Origin of the sequence: Nocardioides sp. YIM B13467 (genome assembly GCF_042788075.1) — a bacterium.
Taxonomy (GTDB): domain Bacteria; phylum Actinomycetota; class Actinomycetes; order Propionibacteriales; family Nocardioidaceae; genus Nocardioides.
This window is the reverse complement of record NZ_JBHZPJ010000046.1, coordinates 1,659,098-1,676,541: the sequence shown is the minus strand read 5'-3', so window position 1 is coordinate 1,676,541 and position 17,444 is coordinate 1,659,098. Positions and strand designations below refer to the sequence as shown.

The window sequence follows — 17,444 nt, the reverse complement described above, 5'->3', positions numbered from 1 at the left end:
CCTGAATGTCAGCGCCGTGTTACCTCCGGGAAGGCAGGACACAGGCGGTGTCGAGGCCCAGAACGTGGTTGAGACGGCCGAACGCCAGCCACGATCCGAGGCACATGCTCAGCTCGACGATCTCGGCATCGGTGTAGTGGGCCGACATCCGGTCCCAGAAGTCCTGGTCGATGCCGTGGTGGTCGATCGCGTAGCGCTCGGCGAACTCGGCGGCGAGCCGGGTGCGGTCGTCGAAGGCGTCGGTCGTACGCCACTGCTCGACCGCCTCGGCGAACGACTCCTCGACCTTCTCCCCGTCTCGTTCGGTCCGCCAGTCGAGGCAGAAGACGCAGCCGTTGATCTGCGCGATCCGCAACCGGGCGGCCTCGAACTCGCGGAGCCCGAGCGTGGTGTGCTCGTAGACCGCGAGCGAGAGGCCGGCGGCCGCCGGACCGATGCCGGGGACCATCTCGCCCCAGACGTACTCGATCGGATCCCGCCCGTCGGGGACGTCGACGATCATGCGGTCACACCTTCCTGGGCGGCCTTGGCCGCGCCGAGCTTGCCGGTCGCCGGACGTAGCGGTACGTCGAGCGCGTCGTAGAGGCCGGGGGCCGAGTCGACGAGCCACTCGATCGCGCCGACGAGCCGTCCGACCGCGGTGGCGTTGCCGCCCGCCGCCCGGTTGCCGGCCTTGTCGGTCGCCTCGACCGTCACCTCGATGCGCGGATCCCCCTCGATGATCACCCGGTGGGCGCCGTCGCCGTCGGGTGGCGTCGGCCAGTGCGGGGCACAGGAGGGATGGATACGGGTGACGTGCTCGACGACGATGAGCGGCTCGCCGGCGACGATCCCCTGGACCTCGAAGCGCACCGCGCCCTGGGTGCCCTTCTCGAACTCGCCCATCGACGCGGTGGTCACGGTCTCGTCCAGCGGCAGCCGCTCGACGGTCTCCCGGATCTCGTCGAGCTCGACCTCGAGGCCCCGGGCCAACAGCCGGACCTGACCGCCCCACACCATCGTCGGGACGGTCTCCGCGAGCATCGGGGCGTCGTAGTCCATCGGCTGACCCATCCCGACGAGATAGCGGACGGAGTCGGGCTGGTCGTAGGTGGAGTAGTCGAAGATCTCCTGGCACCGGACGACGTCCACGGTGCTGCCCAGGCCGCTGACCAGCAGCGGCAGCACGTCGTTGGCCCAGCCCGGGTCGACACCGGAGACGAAGAGGGACCCGCCGCCCTCGGCGATCGCGGCCAGCACCGGCTCGCGCATCTCCGGCGGAGCGTTGCGCTGGTCGTAGAGCGCGTAGAGGGCGGGCGTGACCACCACGGCCCCGGTTCCGAGCGCGCGCACGATGTCGGCGAGAGCCTCGTCCGGACGGATGTCGCCCGATGCGGCGTACACCACCGCCTGCGGACGTGTCGCGAGCACCGAATCGATGTCGTCGGTGGCGGCGACGCCGAGGTCACGGCCGAGCTCTGCGAGGTCGCCCGCGTCCCGGCCGACCTTCGCGGGGTCGTGGACGAGCACGCTCGTCAGCTCGAGTCGTGGATGTGCGTCGACCGCGCGGATGGCGAGTCGACCGATGTTTCCCGTGCCCCAAACGCATGCGCTGACCATGCGATCTCCCTTGCCGGTTGCCCTGTTGGTTTGCCTTGCCGGATTGCGTGAATGTTGCGAACCTGTGACACCCCCACCGGCATACTAGAACATGTTCTAGCAATCAGTGATGAAAAGGGAGGTCATCTTGAGCAACACACCACGAGAGGACAGGTCGCGGGGCCTGTCACGCCGAGGGTTCGTGCTCGGCGCGGGCTCACTGGCTGGTGTCGGGATGCTGGGAGGAGCATTCGGAGCCAGCCCGACATGGGCATCAGCTGCGGCGTCGTCGATCGGCAACGGCGCGCAGGTCCCGGTGCTGGTCATCGGCACCGGCTACGGCGGCTCGGTCGCGGCCCTGAGGCTGGCTCAGGCCGGCATCAACGTCCACATGGTCGAGATGGGCCAGGACTGGGCCACAGTGGCCCCCGGGTCCGACGGCAAGATCCATCCGAAGATCACCAGCCCAGATCACCGCGCCTTCTGGATGCGCACCCGAACCAAGCAGCCGCTCAGCAACTTCCTCGGGTTCCCCATCGACAAGGACATCACCAAGCATGCCGGCATCCTGGACGCCGAGGACTTCGCCGGGATCTCCGTCTACCAGGGACGCGGCGTCGGTGGCGGCTCGCTCGTCAACGGAGGCATGGCCGTCACCCCGAAGCGCGAGAACTTCGGAGCCATCCTGCCCTCGGTGGATGCCGCGGAGATGTATTCCACCTACTACCCGCGCGCCAACGCCGCCCTCGGCGTCGGATCGGTCGACCCCGACTGGTTCGAACGCACCTCCTACTACCAATACTCACGCGTCGGCCGGAAGCACGCTCAGCGCTCGGGCTTCGCGTGGACGTTCGTCTCGGACGTGTACGACTGGAACTACATGATGGCCGAGGACAACGGCAGCGTCCCGAAGTCGGCGCTGGCCCAGGAGGTCATCTACGGGAACAACTACGGCAAGAAGACGCTGCCGAAGACGTACCTCGCTCAGGCGGCCGCCACCGGGAAGGTCACCATCTCCTCTCTGCACCGGGCCACCTCGGTCCGGCCCGCGGCAGCAGGTGGATACGACGTCGTCCTGGAACAGATCAACACCGCCGGCGACGTGGTGGCGACGAAGACGGTCAACGCGGGCAAGGTGTTCTTCGCAGCCGGCAGCGTCGGCACGAGCAAGCTGCTGGTGAAGCTGAAGGCAACCGGCGCGCTGCCCGCGCTGAACGGCGACGTCGGCCAGGGATGGGGCGACAACGGCAACGTGATGGTCGGGCGGGCCAACCACATATGGGACCCGACCGGTGACGTGCAGTCGACGATCCCGTGCTCAGGCATCGACAACTGGGACGCCGGCGGCGCCTTCGCCGAGGTCGCGCCACTGCCTGCCGGTCTCGAGACGTTCGCGTCCTTCTATCTCGCGATCACCAAGACCCAGCGCAGGGCGGCGTTCAGCTACAACTCGGCCACCGGCAAGGTCGACCTGTCGTGGCAGACCGCGTGGAAGCAGGACTCCATCACGATGGCGAAGACCATCTTCGACAAGATCAACAGGACGGAAGGGACGATCTACCGAACGGATCTCTTCGGCACCAACAAGATCTGGGGCGACCACCTGACCTACCACCCACTGGGCGGCGCCGTCCTGAACAAGGCGACCGACAACTACGGCCGGCTGCACGGTTACGACGGTCTCTACGTCATCGACGGTTCGCTCATTCCGGGCAACACGAGCGTCAACCCGTTCGTCACGATCACCGCCCTCGCGGAGCGGAACATCGAGAGGATCATCGCCACCGATCTCTGATCGGATCGGGGCAAACATAGGACCGGCCAGTCCGAGGGTTTCTCGGACTGGCCGGTCATCTTCCACACCCGCGATCAGAGGGGTGAGGTCTGGGGTCCCATCGGGGACTTACAGCGCGCGGGCAAGAGCCAGCTTCGCCTGGACGGCGGCTCGCTCGGCCTTGCGGCCCAGGCGAGCGGCCTTGACGAGGGCATGGCCTCGCCGCAGTTCACGCGCCTCTCCCAGGCGCGCGGACATTTGCGCGCGCGCCAGGTCTTCGTAAAGCAAGTTCATCTGAGTGCTCCGTACTCGGTTGGTGTTCATGTCTGTTTGTTCTCCTGCTGGTCAGCGGGCTCCGGCGCCCATGGTCATCGCAATCGTGTTCATAGCTGTCGCCCTTCGTCGTTGAAACGGCTAGGTGTCGATGATGTTCGGGTTGATCAGGCGGCGTCCTTGCGGGGCCGGCCACGGGGCCGCTTGCGGGGGATCACCTTCCCCTGCAGGAGCAGCTGGCCGCCCCAGACGCCCCAGGGCTCACGCCGGTCGAGGGCGCTGGCGAGGCAGAGCGGCTGCACGGGGCAGGTCGCGCAGAGTGCCTTGGCGAACTCGACGTCGGCAGGAGACTCGGCGAACCACAGCTCCGGGTTGTTGACCCGGCAGGGCAGCTGGTCCTCGTCGTAGCGGTTGGCGCGGTCGTGGAGAACGCCGAGAGTGACCTCGGGCTCGAGAATGCTGGTCATATGTACACCTCCTTTGTGACTGATCGCGGGTTTTGAGAAACAGAAAGGCCGCGGATCCCGGGTTTCGGGTTCCGCGGCCTGGAGGCTGCTGTGACTACGTGGTTCTACGTAGTCGGACAGCTCCAGGCTCGAATCCCGTGGGACTTGACCTTGATGGCATCCGCCTGCGGGGACACGAGTCCCTCGACGCGCGTGCCGTAACCGGCGCCCATAAAGGCACCGGCAGCCGGGGTGGCCCAGGTCGGGCTGGACAGCTCGGGGTGGCCGCACGCGGACATGGCGATGCCATTGATCGGCGTCTTGATCTGGTTGATCTTCACTGGGGCCACCTCCTTCGGGGCTGTCGGGCGCGCCTCATCGGCGCGCGGTTTTACTTGATGAAGGAACAGTAACCGGCCGGGCAGGTCGGCCGCAAACGATTAAACCGGTTGATTTCGAGGAATTTCTTTGAAGGGTTTTCAGGCGTCCGCGGCGATCACATCAAGGACTTCCGAGCCGTACGTCTCCACCTTGCTGCGGCCGATGCCGGCGATGCGCTGCAGATCCTGGAGGGTTCCCGGCTTCTGCTCGGCGATCTGCTCCAGGGTCGCGTCGGTGAAGACCACGAACGCCGGCTTGCGGATCGCCTCGGCGGTCTCCTTGCGCCACTGCTTCAATCGGCCGTAGAGCTCCTCGTCGTAAGGCGCGTCGCAGCCCTCGTGACGGCCCATCCGCTTCTCGGCCGCAGAGCCGAGCGGCCCGCCGCAGGCGTTGCACATCCGGGCCTTCCCGGAGCCGGGGCGCCGCGTCGGCACCGCGGACCGAGTCGGCCGCAGCGGGTCGAGGAACCGCGACGGCCTGCGCCGCGCGGCCTGACCCGGCTGGCGCGCCAGCGCCCAGGACAGGGTCAGGTCCACCCGCGCCCGGGTGAGGCCGACGTAGAGCAGTCGCCGCTCCTCCTCGATCTCGGCCGGGGTCGGCTCCTCGCCACGGAGGATGAACGGCATCGTGCCGTCCTGGAGGCCGACCAGGAACACCGAGTCCCACTCCAGCCCCTTGGCGGCGTGGAAGGTCGCCAGGGTCACTCCCGACGGGACCGGTGCGTGCTGCTCGGCCGCACGGCGGTCGAGCTCGGCGACGAGTCCGGCCAGGTCACCGCCGGCCGCGGAGAAGGTGCGCGCCTGGTCGATCAGCGCCTGCCACGACTCCCAGCGGTCGCGGGTCTGTCCCCGCCCCTCGGGCGGCTCGGAGGTCCAGCCCATCCCGGCCAGGATCCCGTGGACCGACTCCAGCAGCTCGTCACCGATCACGGCACCCTGGCCGCCTCGCGCCGCACCGCGGATCCGGGTCACCGCCTCACGGACCTCGGGCCGGTCGAAGAACCTGGCAGCGCCGCGCAGGACGTACGGGATCCGGCGCGCGGTGAGCGCGTCCTCGTAGGCCTCCGACTGGGCGTTGATCCGGAACAGGATCGCCATCTCGTTGTAGGGCTTGCCGGACTGGTGCAGACGCAGGATCTCGGCGGCGACGCCCTCGGCCTCGGCGACCTCGTCGGGCTGCTCGACGTGCTCGACGGCCGGCCCGGATTCGCGCTGCGCCTGCAGCTGGACACCGGCGCTCGGCGTACCTTCCAGGATCTTGTTGGCGGCCTTCACGACCTGCGGCGAGGAGCGGTAGTTGCGGACCAGCTCGACCGAGGTGGCGCCGGGGTGCTTCTTCGGGAAGTCACGCAGGTAGGCGGCGTCGGCTCCGGCGAAGGTGTAGATCGTCTGCGCCGGGTCGCCCACGACGCAGAGCTCGCTGCGCCCGCCCAGCCACAGGTCGAGCAGCGCCGACTGCAGCGGCGAGACGTCCTGGAACTCATCGACGGTGAACCACTTGTACTGCCGCCTGACCTGCGCCGCGACGCGCTCGTCGTGCTCCAGGAGGCCGGCGGTCAGGAGCAGCACGTCCTCCATGTCCATGCGCGCCTGGGTGCGCTTGACGTCCTCGTAGGCCGCATAGATGTGTCCCACCATCGCCGGCGTCAGCCCGCCGACCTCCCGGCCCCGAGCCTCGGCCGACTTCGGGTAGTCGTCGGGGTGGACGTTGGAGACCTTCGACCACTCGATCTCCGAGGCCAGGTCGCGCGCCTGGGCCTGGTCGACGTTGATCCGCTGGCGCTGCGCGGCCGCGCGGATGAGCGGGATCTTCGACTCGGTCAGGTTGGGCAGCTCGGTGCCATAGACCTTCGGCCAGAAGAACCGCAGCTGCCGCAGGGCCGCGGAGTGGAAGGTGCGCGCTTGGACCGCGCCGGCGCCCATCGCCCTCAGCCGCTGCCGCATCTCCCCCGCCGCCCGGGTGGTGAAGGTGACCGCGAGGACCTCCGGCGGCGCGTAGACGCCGGTGGCGACGCCGTAGGCGATCCGGTGGGTGATCGCCCGGGTCTTGCCGGTCCCCGCACCCGCCAGAACCCGGACCGGACCCCGCAGTGCCTCCGCCACCCGGCGTTGCTCAGGGTCGAGGGCGGCGAGGAGGGACTCGGGGGTCATGGGCGGGAAGAACTCCTCGGGGTGGGAACGTTGTGCCTTGCAGGCCAAGACTATTGGCTCGCACCGACAGTTCTGATGAGGAGAGCCCCCGATGAGCAGCTTCACGATGTACACCACACCCTGGTGTGGATACTGCCAGCGACTCAAGGGGCAGCTCGGCCGTGAAGACATCACCTTCGACGAGGTCGACATCGAGCAGGTCCCCGAGGCCGCGCAGATCGTCGAGCAGGTCAACGGCGGCAACCAGACCGTCCCGACCCTCGTCTACTCCGACGGCACCGCGATGACCAACCCGTCGATCGCTCAGGTCAAGGCCAAGCTCGCCGAGCTGGTCTGACGCCGGTCACCACGAGCCGGGCAGCTCCCCGCCGTACCACTCCTCGACCAGCGAGCGACTGATCGAGATGCCGCTGGGCAGCTTGATCTCACCGCTCTCCGCGACCGCCGCGAGCTCCGCGCGGGTGAACCAGCGCGCCTTGCGGATCTCGTCCTCGTCGACCGTGATCTCGGTCGATACCGCACGCGCGAAGAAGCCGAGCATCAGGCTGGCCGGCAGCGGCCAGGGCTGGTTGCCGAAGTAGTCGACCTGCCCGACACGTACGCCGACCTCCTCGGCGACCTCGCGACGGACCGCGTCCTCGAGCGACTCCCCCGGTTCGACGAAGCCGGCGAGGGTGGAGAAGTTGGGCGCCGGCCAGCGGGTGTGGTTGCCGAGCAGGCAACGCTCCTCGTCGCTCCCGGGCTCCCCCGAGGTCACCAGCATGATCACCGCCGGGTCGGTACGCGGGAAGGTCACGTGTCCCTCCGCGCAGGCCAGCTCATGACCGGCCGCGCGCGGTTCGAGGGCGCGGCCGCACCGGGAGCAGAACCGGGTCGCCCGGTGCCACTCGGCCAGTCCGATCGCGTGCATCAGGAAGCTCGCCTCGGTCGTGTCGGCGAGCAGGGCGGGGAAGAGCCCGCGCAGGTCACGCCACGTCTCGCCGGCCTCCTCGCGACCGGTGAGCACCGCGAACCGGGCACCTTCGGCGGTGTCGCCGAGGAGCAGCCGGATCCCCTCCGGCGATTCCGCTGGCGTACGCCACCTCGCCCCGGTCCTGCCTGACGGCTCGACCCTGTTGCCTGCGACCACGAGGACCCTCGTGGTCTCGTCAGACCAGGCCTTGTCGACCCAGCCGTCGTCGGCGCGCAGGTGGCCGGAGCGGTCGTGGGGATCCTGAATGATTCGCAGATGGATGGGCAGCTTCGGGGAGTCCACCCGTCAGAGCCTATGAGGTGGGTATAAGTTCCGCGGCGTGGATCGGTTCTGGCGTATCGCCGCTGTCGTCTCCGTCGTGGTCGCACTGGCGATCAATGTCTACATCGCCTGGGGTTCCAACCTCTCGTTCATGTACGACGAGATCGGCACCGTCATCCATGGACGGACCGTCCTCGGGCTCGACTCGCCGCAGCTGAACACCCCCGGCTACTACCCCGGGTGGGGCGTGCTGCTGGCGCCGTTGTGGCTGGTCACCTCCAACGTCTTCACGTTCTACCAGCTGGCGATCGTCGTCGGTCTGGTGATCAGCATGCTCACGATCTGGCCGCTGGCTCGGGTCGCGGTGCGGCTCAGCGGGGTCACACCGGCGCAGGGTGTGGTCGCCGGCGCCATCGTGATGGCCCTGCCGCCGCGCGCGATCCAAGCCGACTACATCCTCTCCGAGCGGCTGGTCACGCTGCTCGTCGTCCTGGCGACCCTGGTCGCGTTCCAACTCTGGGAGAAACCGACCTACCGCGGCGTACTCCTGCTCAGCCTGCTCACCGGGCTCGCGCTCTTCTCCCATGCCCGGATGCAGGTCTTCGTCGCGGCGGTCGCGCTGTGGTTGGTCTGCTTCATCGTGCACAGTTTTCTGGTGCGCAGGTGGCAGGTCGCCCGTATCGCCCTCGTCGGACTGGTCGCCACCGGCGTGCTCGCCGTGATCGCCAACAAGGCCGCGCTCTGGTTCCACGCGCAGCTGGTGCCGTGGAAGTTCATCCAGGCGCAGGGCTTCTTCGAGAAGGTCACCCAGGCCAACCCGCGGTACTGGGTCGACACCTTCGCCGGCGAGGCCTGGACGCAGATGATCGGCAGCTTCGGCCTCGTGGTCGTCGGCCTCGTCGTGGTGACCGCCCTGTTCTGGAAGGAGCTCCGCTCGCGCCAGGTGGGGCCGGCCGGGTTCGTGCTGATCGCGGCCGGGTCGATGTACGTCCTCAGCTGCTTGAACTGGGGCAATGAGTACTCGCTGTTCACCATGGAGTGGCGGCGCTTCGACTACTGGATCTACGGCCGCTACATCGACCCGGTCTTCGCGGTCCTCGTGCTGGCCGGGGTGTGCGCCGCGATCCAGGCCGTACGCTCCCGCGCAGTCCTCGTCTGGACCTGGGTGATCGTCGCGGGGATCTCGCTGGTGACCATCCTCGTCGTCGCCCCCGACGCCCCCACCTGGGCCTACACCACCCCGGCGCACATCCCCGGCGCGATCCCGTGGTGGTGGGCGCTTCCGGACGGAGAGTTCCCACAGCCGGGGCCGATCCCGTCGTTCACCAACGACAACCGCTTCTGGCTGATCGCGACCCTGTGCGCCCTGGTGCCGCTGGCGATCTGGACGCTCCTCGCCACCCTCTCCCGGCTCAGCCCTCGGCTGAGCTCACAGAGGGCCGACCGAGTCCGCTCGGTCGTCGTCACCGCGCTCGTCCTGGTCGTGGGCACCGCCGGATCAGCCATTGCCGACGTGGCCTCCGACGAGTTCCACGACCGCTTCGACCACGCCACCCCGGTCGTCGACGACCTGCGCTCGATCCTCGCCGAGCACCCCGACGCGGTCGTCGCCTACGACGACAACTGCCCCCGCCGCCCCTCGGCCATGAACTCCGAGCGCAACTGGCTGATGTGGTGGATGCTGCCCACCATCGTCGAGCGCGAGTGGGAGTGGGGCGACGACATCGTCTTCTCCTGCCCGGACGGCGAGCCGGCGTACGTCACCGGAGCTGTGATGCTGCGCGAGCGGCCGTTCCCGTATGCCACCGTCTGGATCCTTCCTGGCGATCTGCTCGACTCGTTGCGGGAGTCGGGTGAGTTGCCGGAGGTTGCGCGGACGGTGAAGTAGCTTCGGCTCGCCGCGTCGGTTCAGGTTTGGTTCTCGGTCTGGCGCTTGGATAGGACCGATTTCTATGGCTGGTCTTGGGCCGCCGACCCGTTCTTCGAGGGTCTTCTCGACCTGCCCCGGAGTCAAGGACGGCCTGCGGCCGCCGGCTACGCCGGCCGCTTCGCGGTCCTTGACACCGGACCATGTCGAGAAAAGATCTGCTGGCTATCGGGGCGGCGGCCCGAGTGTGGCCACGGCACACTGCCCCAGGGAAGGTGACCGCTCCACGCCTACGCCAAACATGGGGTCTCCGGGTGAAAGAAAAGTTTCCTTCCCCCACCAACCCCACCCCGGCCGAGGCGGCATCTTGAGACGAACGAATTTTCGTTCGCCTCGCCGTAAGGCCCCTCACCGCGCGAGTCCCGGGACGGATCCCGGACGAACGAAAATTCGTTCGCCCCCCGCCCAGCCCAACTGACCGGGACGAAACACCAACCAGAATCCCCAAGCCCGCGCCCAACCCAAACCTCCGCGCCAAACCCCTGCCGCCGACCCGATAGCCAGCCAAAATTCTCGGCGACGGCCGGTGTCAAGGATCGCCGCAGGCGACCGGCGAAGCCGGCGGCCGAAGGCCGTCCTTTACTCCGGACGACGGCGAGAACACCCTCCCCGAAAGGGTCGGCGGCAAACCCCAGCCACAAATAACGGCACCCAACGCGCGCCGAAAAAGGCGCTACCGATGCCCGCCCACAATCTGCTCCAACTCCTCCCGCCCAGGAAGAGCAGAAGGCTCGACAAGCCGGCCAGACCGTACGTAGTAGAACGCAGCCCGAACCCGCGACAACGGCACCCCCATCAGCTCAGCCCAACCAAGCCGATAGAGAGCCAGCTGGAGCGGGTCGGCGTTCTGGGCCTGGTTGGTCTTCCAGTCCACGATCAGGAAGCTCCCGTCGCGCTCCTGGTAGACCGCGTCGATCCGGCCACGCACCACCTGACCTGCCAGGACGATCGCAAAGGCTGCCTCGACCCGGTACGGCGGGCGGTCGGCGAACGGGCCCTGTTCGAAGGCGGCGATGACCTCCTCGAGACCGGATTCGTCCTCGATGCCATGGTCGGCGCGACCGGGCAGGTCGTCGGGGTCGAAGAGGTCCTGCTGGCCGAAGCGGGCTTCGACCCAGGCGTGGAACCGGGTGCCGAAGCGGGCCTGGGAGGACGGCTTGCGGGGCATCGGGCGAACCAGGTCCGCGGCGAAGCCGAGCGGGTCGTCGCGCAGCTTCGACATGGCGGTGGCCGACAGCGACGAGGGCAGCGGCACGACCACCTCTGGAGCGCGCTCGCGCTCCGCCTCGGTGAGCAGCCGCTCGATCTCCTCGTCCCACTGGTTCACCGTCTCGAGCAGGGTGAGGTCATCGAGATCGTCGGGCCCCGGGCCGACCTCCCGGACCAGCCTCGCCGCCTCCAGCCGGCGCTCCACCTCGGGGGTGTGGTGGTTGATCGGCCAGGGCAGGTCGACCTCCTGCGCGGCGTAGGGACTCTCCTCCTCGCCCTTCACGACGACGTCCGCCCACCGGTCGGGCTTGGCTCCCCACTGGAGCAGCGCCTCGCGGGTCTTCTCCACGTAGACCGACGGCCCGCGCCCCTCCTTCAGCGAGGGTGACCAGCGCCAGCACGAGACGAACTGGATGTGGCGGGCGCGGGTCCACGCGACGTACGCCAGCCGGAGCTCCTCGACGCGCTCGTGCTCCTTGCGCTCGGCGAGGAGCTCGTCGATCGAGTCGGCGTCGTGGCCGTGGAGCTGTGGCAGGTCGTCGCGGTCGCCGCGGAGCGCGGCGGGCATGACCGAGGGGACGGTCAGCCACGACGAGCGCGTCTGGCCGGTGGGGAACTTCTTGTGGGTGACCCCGACCAGGAAGACGACGTCCCACTCCAGCCCCTTGGCTCGGTGGACGGTGAGCAGCTTGACCGAGTCGGCCTCCGAGGGCGTGGCGACGTCGAGACCCTGGCCGTATTCGTCCTCCGCCTCCAGGTAGGCCAGCAACGCCGCGAGGGTGACCTGGCCGTCGAGACCCTCGAAATCGGCGACCGCCTGGACGAAGAGGTCGAGGTTGTCTCGCCTGGCCGAGGCTGCCGGTGACACGGAGGCGGCCAGCTCGACGTCGATGCCGGTGACGTCGATGATCCGCCGGACCAGGTCGAGGAGTGGCTCGTTGACCGCCCGGCGCAGCCCGCGGAGCTCCTCGGCGAGGAGCTTGAACCGCTCCCTGGCCTGCGGCGAGTAGTCGTAGTCGGAGGGGTCGCCGGGATCCTCCAGGGCGTCGTTGAGCGAGGGGATCTCGGTGGGGTCCGTGCCTTCGACCGCCGCCTCCAGCTGCCGCTCGATGTCGGCGAACTCCTCCGCGCCGCCGATGACGCCGGCCAGGTCGCGGGAGCGCCGACCCAGGATGGCCAGGTCGCGCGGCCCGATGGCCCACCGCGGACCGGCGAGCAGGGTGAGCAGCGCGGCGTTGGCGGTGACGTCGTGGAGCAGCTCCATGGTGGCCACGACCTCGGCCACCTCGGGCAGCCGGAGCAGCCCCTTCAGGCCGACGATCTCGACCGGGATCTCGCGAGCGGTAAGCGCGTCGAAGACCGCGGCCGCCTGCGAGTTGTCCCTGGTCAGGACGCCGATCTCCTTCCACTCACCGACCGCCTCATGGGCCTCGATCACCTTGTCGGCGAGCCAGAGCAGCTCATCGTCGTACGTCTCGTGGACATGCACCTGCACCTCACCGTCGCGCGCGCCCTCGGCGGCGACGAGGCGCTCCTTCTCGCGGCCCTCGTAGAGCTGGGCGGCCAGATGGTTGGCGGTGTCGAGGATGCGCGCGTCGGAGCGGCGGTTGACGGTCAGGGAGTAGGCGGGGCGGCGTCCGTCCTTCGTCGGGAAGTCGCGGCCGAACTCGAGGATGTTGCTCACCGAGGCGCCGCGCCAGCCGTAGATCGCCTGGTTGGGGTCACCGACCGCGGTGACGGGATGTCCGTCCCCGAAGAGGCGGGCGAGCATCTGGGCCTGGGCGACCGAGGTGTCCTGGTATTCGTCGAGCAGCACGACCTTGAACTTCCCGCGCTCGATCTCACCGACCTCAGGCGTCTCCACGGCCAGCCGGGCGGCCAGCGCGATCTGGTCGGAGAAGTCCATCAGCCCGAGCCTGTCCTTGAGCCGCCGGTAGCCGTCGACCAGGTCGAGCAGCTCGTAGCGCTTGTCGATCGCGTCGATCGCCTTCTCGACCTTGGTCAGCTTGGTCTTGACCCGTTTCCCGTCGGCCAGCTGGGCGTTGAGATCGGCCACCTCCAGCGCGAACAGCGACCGCTCGTTGCGGTCGTAGGCCCGCAGCGTGGCGGGGTCGACGAGGTGCTCGGAGAGCTCGGAGTCGAGCGCGAGCAGCTGCTGGACGGCCAGCTTCGGGTAGTCGGTGAGCTTCTCCACCGGGTGGGTGTGCCGGGCCACGGCTCGAGCCGCGAGCTGGTAGCGGGTCGCGTCGGCGATCAGCCGAGTGTCGGGCTCGTGGCCGATCCGCAGCCCGTGCTCGGAGAGCAGGCCGGAAGCGTAGGAGTGGTAGGTCGCAACCGTCGGCTCGGTGGGCTCGTCATCCTCCTCGCCGGGCCGCGGCGGACCCTCCGCCCTTCGGGCGGTTACTCCCTCGCGCCGCTCGGGCCACAGCCCCGCCTTCTGCAGCGACTCCCGGATCCTGGTAGCCAGCTCGGCGGTCGCCTTCGTGGTGAAGGTCAGACCGAGCACCTCGCCGGGGAGTACACGGCCGGTGGCGACCAGCCAGACGACTCGAGCGGCCATCACCGCGGTCTTGCCGGATCCGGCTCCGGCGATCACCACGGCCGGCTCCAGCGGAGCCGTGATCGCGCGGAACTGCTCCTCGCTGTAGAGCCAGTCGTGGCCCATCAGCTTGGCGAGCTCTTCGGGAGTCTCGACCTTCATCGCCGTGCTCGTCTCTGCGTTCATGACAGCACCGATCCCGAGGTCTGCGCCGGGCAGAGCGCGACGAACTGGCACCGGTCGCACTGCTTGCCGGGCCTGGCCACGAACTCTTCAGCCCGAACCGTCGCCACCGCCTTCTCCAGCTGGGTGATGATCTCTGGCGGCTCGGGTGCCTGCACCTGCACCTTCGGCAGCTCGCTCCCCGAACCCGCGGGATGGCGCAGCTGGATCAGCTCCGCTCCCCCGGAGGTCGCCCCAGGCGCGAGCTCGGACGCGGCACCGTGCTCGACGGCCAGCTGGTAGAGGCCGAGCTGGCCGTGCTCCTTGACCTCTTGCGCGGTGGGCGGATACTTCCCGGTCTTCAGGTCGACGACGACGATCCGGCCGCTCTCGTCGAGCTCCAGGCGGTCGGCATACCCGTTCAGGCGCACCGTCTCCCCGCTGGGCAGCGAGACCTTCGCGGTCAGCTGCTCCTCGAAGCCGATCACGGTCCGCGCGCCGGGGCGCCGGTGCCAGGTCAGGAACCGGGCCAGCACGTCCTGGACCGCTTCGCGCTCGCGGGCAGCCGACCAAGGCGTACGGAACTCGAGGCGGCCCCAGACCTCGTCCACGAAGGGCATCAGGTCTTCGACGGTGGCGGCGTCGAGGTCGCCGCGGGCGAGCTGCTCGGCGATCGCGTGCACAACCTTGCCGAACCCTTGGCTCGAGGAGTCGGTGACGGCACCGCCCGCTTCGCGGGCCAGGAACCACTGCGCGGGGCAGGTCAGGATCGCCTCCAGCGCCGACGCGCTCAGTGTGATCGGACGGTCCTCGGGACGCACCGCGGCCGAGGCGTACGTCGGGGCCCGCAGCCCCCACCAGGTCGACGGGTCGGCCGCGAGCGCGATCCGCTTGCCGCGCACCTCGGTCGCGGCCAGCATCGCAAGCCTTCTCGCCGCCGCCTCGCGCAGCGCGTCGGGCTGAGCCGGATCGGCGGCGGNAAACGGCCGGGCCCCGGAGCAGCATGCTGCTCCGGGGCCCGGCCGTTTCAGGACGTACGCTCGTCAGTCCTCCTTGGCACCCAGGGTGCCGAGGTAGAGCTCGATCACCTTGGGGTCGTCGGCGAGCTCGCGCCCAGCGCCCGTGTAGGCGTTGCGGCCCTGGTCGAGCACGTAGCCGCGGTCGCAGATCTGCAGGCAGCGACGGGCGTTCTGCTCGACCATCACGACCGAGACGCCCGCCTGGTTGATCTTGCGGGTCTGCACGAAGACCTCGTCCTGCATGACCGGCGAGAGCCCCGCGGAGGGCTCGTCGAGCAGCAGGACCGACGGCTCCATCATCAGCGCCCGGCCCATCGCGACCATCTGACGCTCACCGCCGGAGAGGCCACCGGCGCGCTGCTTGCGGCGCTCACCGAGGGCAGGGAAGATCCCGGTGACGAACTCGAACCGCTCCGCGAACTTCTTCGGGGCCTGGTAGCAGCCCATCTCGAGGTTCTCCTCGATGGTCAGGCTCGGGAAGACGTTGTTGTTCTGCGGGACGAACCCGATACCCCGCGAGACCAGCTCGTCAGCACGCTTGCCGGTGATGTCCTCGCCGTTCAGCTTGACCGTGCCCTCGTGGATCTTCACCAGGCCGAACAGCGCCTTGAGCAGGGTCGACTTGCCGGCGCCGTTGGGGCCGATGATGCCGACCAGCTCGCCGGGCTGGCAGTAGAGGTCGGTGTCGTTGAGGATGTTGACCCCGGGAAGGTAGCCGGCGATGAGCCCGTCGGCGCGGAGCACCGCACCCTCGGCCTCGCTCAGATGCTTCTCGCGGAACTCCTCCGCTTCGGTGGAAGTCACTTCGAGTCCTCCTCTTGGGCGATGTCGCCCTCGAGCTCTGCCTCGACCTCGGCCTCGAGGACCTCTTCGTCGAGCTCGCTCAGGTCGGTGTCGTGGTGGGCCCCGAGATAGGCGTCGATGACACGCTGGTCGGCCATGACCGACTCAGGAGTGCCCTCAGCGACGATCTTGCCCTGGGCCATCACGATGACCCAGTCGGAGATGTCGCGAACCATGTCCATGTCGTGCTCCACGAAGAGGACCGTGCGGCCCTCGTCGCGCAGCGACTTCACGTGGCCGAGCAGCGACTGCTTCAGGGCCGGGTTCACGCCCGCCATCGGCTCGTCGAGCATGACGACCTCTGGGTCGACCATGAGCGCGCGGGCCATCTCGAGCAGCTTGCGCTGACCGCCGGAGAGCGACCCGGCGAAGTCCTCGCGCTTCTTGTCCAGCAGGAACCGGGCCAGCAGGTCGTCTGCCTTCGCGGTGACCTCGTCCTCCTGCTTGCCCCACAGGAACTTGAACGGCGCGGCCCAGAACCGCTCACCCTTCTGTCCGGTGGCGCCCAGGCGCATGTTCTCGATCACGGTGAGCTTGGCCAGCACCTTGGTGAGCTGGAAGGTGCGCACCATCCCGAGGCGGGCGACCTTGTAGGGGGCGACGCCCTTGAGCGACTTCCCCTCCAGGCTCCATGAGCCGGTGTTGGGCTGGTCGAAGCCGGTCAGCAGGTTGAAGAACGTCGTCTTCCCGGCTCCATTGGGGCCGATCAGCGCGGTGATCGCACCACGCTGGATCTCGACGTGGTCGACGTCGACGGCGGTGAGTCCTCCGAACGTACGCGTGATGTTGTCGGCGACGATGATCGGGTCGGACTTCTTGCTGCCCGGCTCCGTGCTCGCCCCGACCAGGCCCGCGGGCCCGGTCTTGCTCGCCACGTCGTTCGTCTCGGTGCTCGTCTGGTCAGTCATGTCAGCGTCCATCGATCGCGATCTCCCTACGGTCGCCAATGATCCCCTGGGGACGGAAGATCATCAGCAGCATGATGGCCAGCCCCAGCATGATGTAGCGGATCACACTGGCCTGGGTGTCGGTCATGATCACCGTCGGGATCCATCCGCCCTTACCTGCCGACTGGCTGAAGAACGAGCCTAGCCCCGCGATCAGGAACCAGAACAGGACGGAGCCGATGACCGGGCCCATCACTCGGCCCGCTCCGCCGAGGAGCAGCGCGGCGAAGGCGTAGAAGGTCAGCAGCGTGGAGTAGTCGCTCGGCACGACCGAGGCCTGCTTTAGCGCCAGGAACATGCCGCCCAGACCACCGATGACACCACCGAGGGCGAGGGCCTGCATCTTGTACGCGAACACGTTCTTGCCCAGCGAGCGGACCGCGTCCTCGTCCTCTCGGATCGAGCGGAGCACACGGCCCCACGGGCTGCGCATCAGCGCCCACACCAGCAGGCAGCACAGCGCGACCAGGATCCAGCCGACGGTCAGCGACCACAGGTCGTTGCGCCCGAAGGAGATGAACCCCAGGTCGAGGCCGCTGCTGTAGGGGTTGGCCTCCTGGAACGGCCTGGCGTAGCCGTTGAGCCCGTTCGAGCCACCGAAGGTGTCCTTCATCTCCACCGAGCCGAAGACGAACCGCAGCACCTCGGCCGCGGCGATGGTGACGATCGCCAGATAGTCGGCGCGCAGACGCAGCGTCGGCACACCCAGGACCACGGCGAGCAGCAGCGGGGCCACGATCGCCATGACGATACCGAGCCAGAACGGCGCCCCGTAGGTGACCACGGAGACGGCCAGACCATAGGCGCCCACCGCGACGAACCCGGCCTGGCCGAAGTTGAGCAGCCCGGTGTAGCCGAAGTGGATGTTGAGGCCGATGGCGGCCAGGGCGAAGACGATTGCCTGCGGGCCGAGTGCCTGCTGCAACGCTGCCCGGAGAATGTCGAGAATATCCATTGTCTCT

General features: G+C 68.6%; 15 protein-coding genes. 3 read left to right on the top strand and 12 right to left on the bottom strand.

Translation table 11 applies throughout. The annotated features are described in order from the left end of the window. Positions 1–19: 19 nt before the first annotated feature. Together ACFX43_RS15170 and ACFX43_RS15165 are read right to left on the bottom strand one after the other, a co-directional pair. Positions 20–502, bottom strand: coding sequence for a carboxymuconolactone decarboxylase family protein (locus ACFX43_RS15170; protein ID WP_350717394.1), 483 nt, complete (start codon positions 500–502; stop codon positions 20–22). Next, positions 499–1,599 carry a dihydrodipicolinate reductase gene (locus ACFX43_RS15165; RefSeq protein ID WP_378826805.1) on the bottom strand — a complete coding sequence of 367 codons (1,101 nt, stop codon included), beginning with the start codon at positions 1,597–1,599 and terminating at the stop codon, positions 499–501. Before ACFX43_RS15165 ends, ACFX43_RS15170 begins: the two co-directional genes overlap by 4 nt. A gap of 127 nt (positions 1,600–1,726) precedes the next feature. Between ACFX43_RS15165 and ACFX43_RS15160 the strand changes: the two genes are divergently transcribed. Next, positions 1,727–3,373: a GMC oxidoreductase gene (locus ACFX43_RS15160; RefSeq protein ID WP_378826800.1), complete on the top strand. Its 1,647-nt coding sequence runs from the start codon at positions 1,727–1,729 to the stop codon at positions 3,371–3,373. Between the two features lie 108 nt (positions 3,374–3,481). On the opposite strand, the gene ACFX43_RS15155 is transcribed toward ACFX43_RS15160, so the two are convergent. From ACFX43_RS15155 to ACFX43_RS15140, 4 genes are all read right to left on the bottom strand, one after another. Next, positions 3,482–3,646 (bottom strand): hypothetical protein, encoded by a 165-nt coding sequence (locus ACFX43_RS15155; protein ID WP_229788002.1) that lies wholly within the window; start codon positions 3,644–3,646, stop codon positions 3,482–3,484. Between the two features lie 146 nt (positions 3,647–3,792). Further along, positions 3,793–4,092: a WhiB family transcriptional regulator gene (locus ACFX43_RS15150; protein ID WP_141802912.1), complete on the bottom strand. Its 300-nt coding sequence runs from the start codon at positions 4,090–4,092 to the stop codon at positions 3,793–3,795. 104 nt (positions 4,093–4,196) lie between these two features. Further along, complete coding sequence (locus ACFX43_RS15145) at positions 4,197–4,412, bottom strand: hypothetical protein (protein ID WP_160027406.1); 216 nt, start codon at positions 4,410–4,412, stop codon at positions 4,197–4,199. Positions 4,413–4,550: 138 nt separating this feature from the next. After that, positions 4,551–6,602, bottom strand: coding sequence for an ATP-dependent DNA helicase UvrD2 (locus ACFX43_RS15140; RefSeq protein ID WP_378826782.1), 2,052 nt, complete (start codon positions 6,600–6,602; stop codon positions 4,551–4,553). Positions 6,603–6,693: 91 nt separating this feature from the next. Between ACFX43_RS15140 and ACFX43_RS15135 the strand changes: the two genes are divergently transcribed. Next, a complete protein-coding gene (locus ACFX43_RS15135) occupies positions 6,694–6,939 on the top strand; it encodes a mycoredoxin (RefSeq protein WP_045551315.1) in 246 nt (81 codons plus the stop codon). A 6-nt stretch (positions 6,940–6,945) separates the two neighbouring features. Here ACFX43_RS15135 and nudC read toward each other — a convergent pair whose 3' ends face one another. Further along, positions 6,946–7,857, bottom strand: a complete 912-nt coding sequence (gene nudC, locus ACFX43_RS15130; protein WP_378826766.1) for an NAD(+) diphosphatase — start codon at positions 7,855–7,857, stop codon at positions 6,946–6,948. A gap of 37 nt (positions 7,858–7,894) precedes the next feature. Here nudC and ACFX43_RS15125 point away from each other — a divergent pair, with 37 nt between their 5' ends. Next, positions 7,895–9,724, top strand: a complete 1,830-nt coding sequence (locus ACFX43_RS15125) for a hypothetical protein (protein ID WP_378826746.1) — start codon at positions 7,895–7,897, stop codon at positions 9,722–9,724. A gap of 712 nt (positions 9,725–10,436) precedes the next feature. On the opposite strand, the gene ACFX43_RS15120 is transcribed toward ACFX43_RS15125, so the two are convergent. The 5 genes from ACFX43_RS15120 to ACFX43_RS15100 form a co-directional block, all read right to left on the bottom strand. After that, on the bottom strand, positions 10,437–13,697 hold the full coding sequence (locus ACFX43_RS15120) for a UvrD-helicase domain-containing protein (RefSeq protein ID WP_378826733.1): 3,261 nt from the start codon (positions 13,695–13,697) through the stop codon (positions 10,437–10,439). Further along, positions 13,694–14,593 (bottom strand): RecB family exonuclease, encoded by a 900-nt coding sequence (locus ACFX43_RS15115; RefSeq protein ID WP_378826724.1) that lies wholly within the window; start codon positions 14,591–14,593, stop codon positions 13,694–13,696. The genes ACFX43_RS15120 and ACFX43_RS15115 overlap by 4 nt, the downstream gene beginning before the upstream one ends. A gap of 123 nt (positions 14,594–14,716) precedes the next feature. Further along, the gene (locus tag ACFX43_RS15110; protein WP_160024274.1) at positions 14,717–15,496 is read right to left on the bottom strand and encodes an ABC transporter ATP-binding protein; all 780 of its coding nucleotides are present in this window, start codon (positions 15,494–15,496) and stop codon (positions 14,717–14,719) included. Beyond that, positions 15,493–16,443, bottom strand: a complete 951-nt coding sequence (locus tag ACFX43_RS15105) for an ABC transporter ATP-binding protein (RefSeq protein ID WP_378826707.1) — start codon at positions 16,441–16,443, stop codon at positions 15,493–15,495. Before ACFX43_RS15105 ends, ACFX43_RS15110 begins: the two co-directional genes overlap by 4 nt. A gap of 1 nt (position 16,444) precedes the next feature. After that, complete coding sequence (locus ACFX43_RS15100) at positions 16,445–17,437, bottom strand: branched-chain amino acid ABC transporter permease (protein ID WP_160024276.1); 993 nt, start codon at positions 17,435–17,437, stop codon at positions 16,445–16,447. Between the last annotated feature and the right edge of the window lie 7 nt (positions 17,438–17,444).

Coding starts and splice junctions, on each gene's coding strand:
- ACFX43_RS15135 (WP_045551315.1), top strand. CDS start 6,694: ATGAGCAGCTTCACGATGTACACCACACCCTGGTGTGGATACTGCCAG.
- ACFX43_RS15150 (WP_141802912.1), bottom strand. CDS start 4,092: ATGACCAGCATTCTCGAGCCCGAGGTCACTCTCGGCGTTCTCCACGAC.
- ACFX43_RS15155 (WP_229788002.1), bottom strand. CDS start 3,646: ATGAACTTGCTTTACGAAGACCTGGCGCGCGCGCAAATGTCCGCGCGC.
- ACFX43_RS15120 (WP_378826733.1), bottom strand. CDS start 13,697: ATGAACGCAGAGACGAGCACGGCGATGAAGGTCGAGACTCCCGAAGAG.
- ACFX43_RS15100 (WP_160024276.1), bottom strand. CDS start 17,437: ATGGATATTCTCGACATTCTCCGGGCAGCGTTGCAGCAGGCACTCGGC.
- ACFX43_RS15140 (WP_378826782.1), bottom strand. CDS start 6,602: ATGACCCCCGAGTCCCTCCTCGCCGCCCTCGACCCTGAGCAACGCCGG.
- ACFX43_RS15170 (WP_350717394.1), bottom strand. CDS start 502: ATGATCGTCGACGTCCCCGACGGGCGGGATCCGATCGAGTACGTCTGG.
- ACFX43_RS15105 (WP_378826707.1), bottom strand. CDS start 16,443: ATGACTGACCAGACGAGCACCGAGACGAACGACGTGGCGAGCAAGACC.
- ACFX43_RS15165 (WP_378826805.1), bottom strand. CDS start 1,599: ATGGTCAGCGCATGCGTTTGGGGCACGGGAAACATCGGTCGACTCGCC.
- ACFX43_RS15115 (WP_378826724.1), bottom strand. CDS start 14,593: ATGCTGGCCGCGACCGAGGTGCGCGGCAAGCGGATCGCGCTCGCGGCC.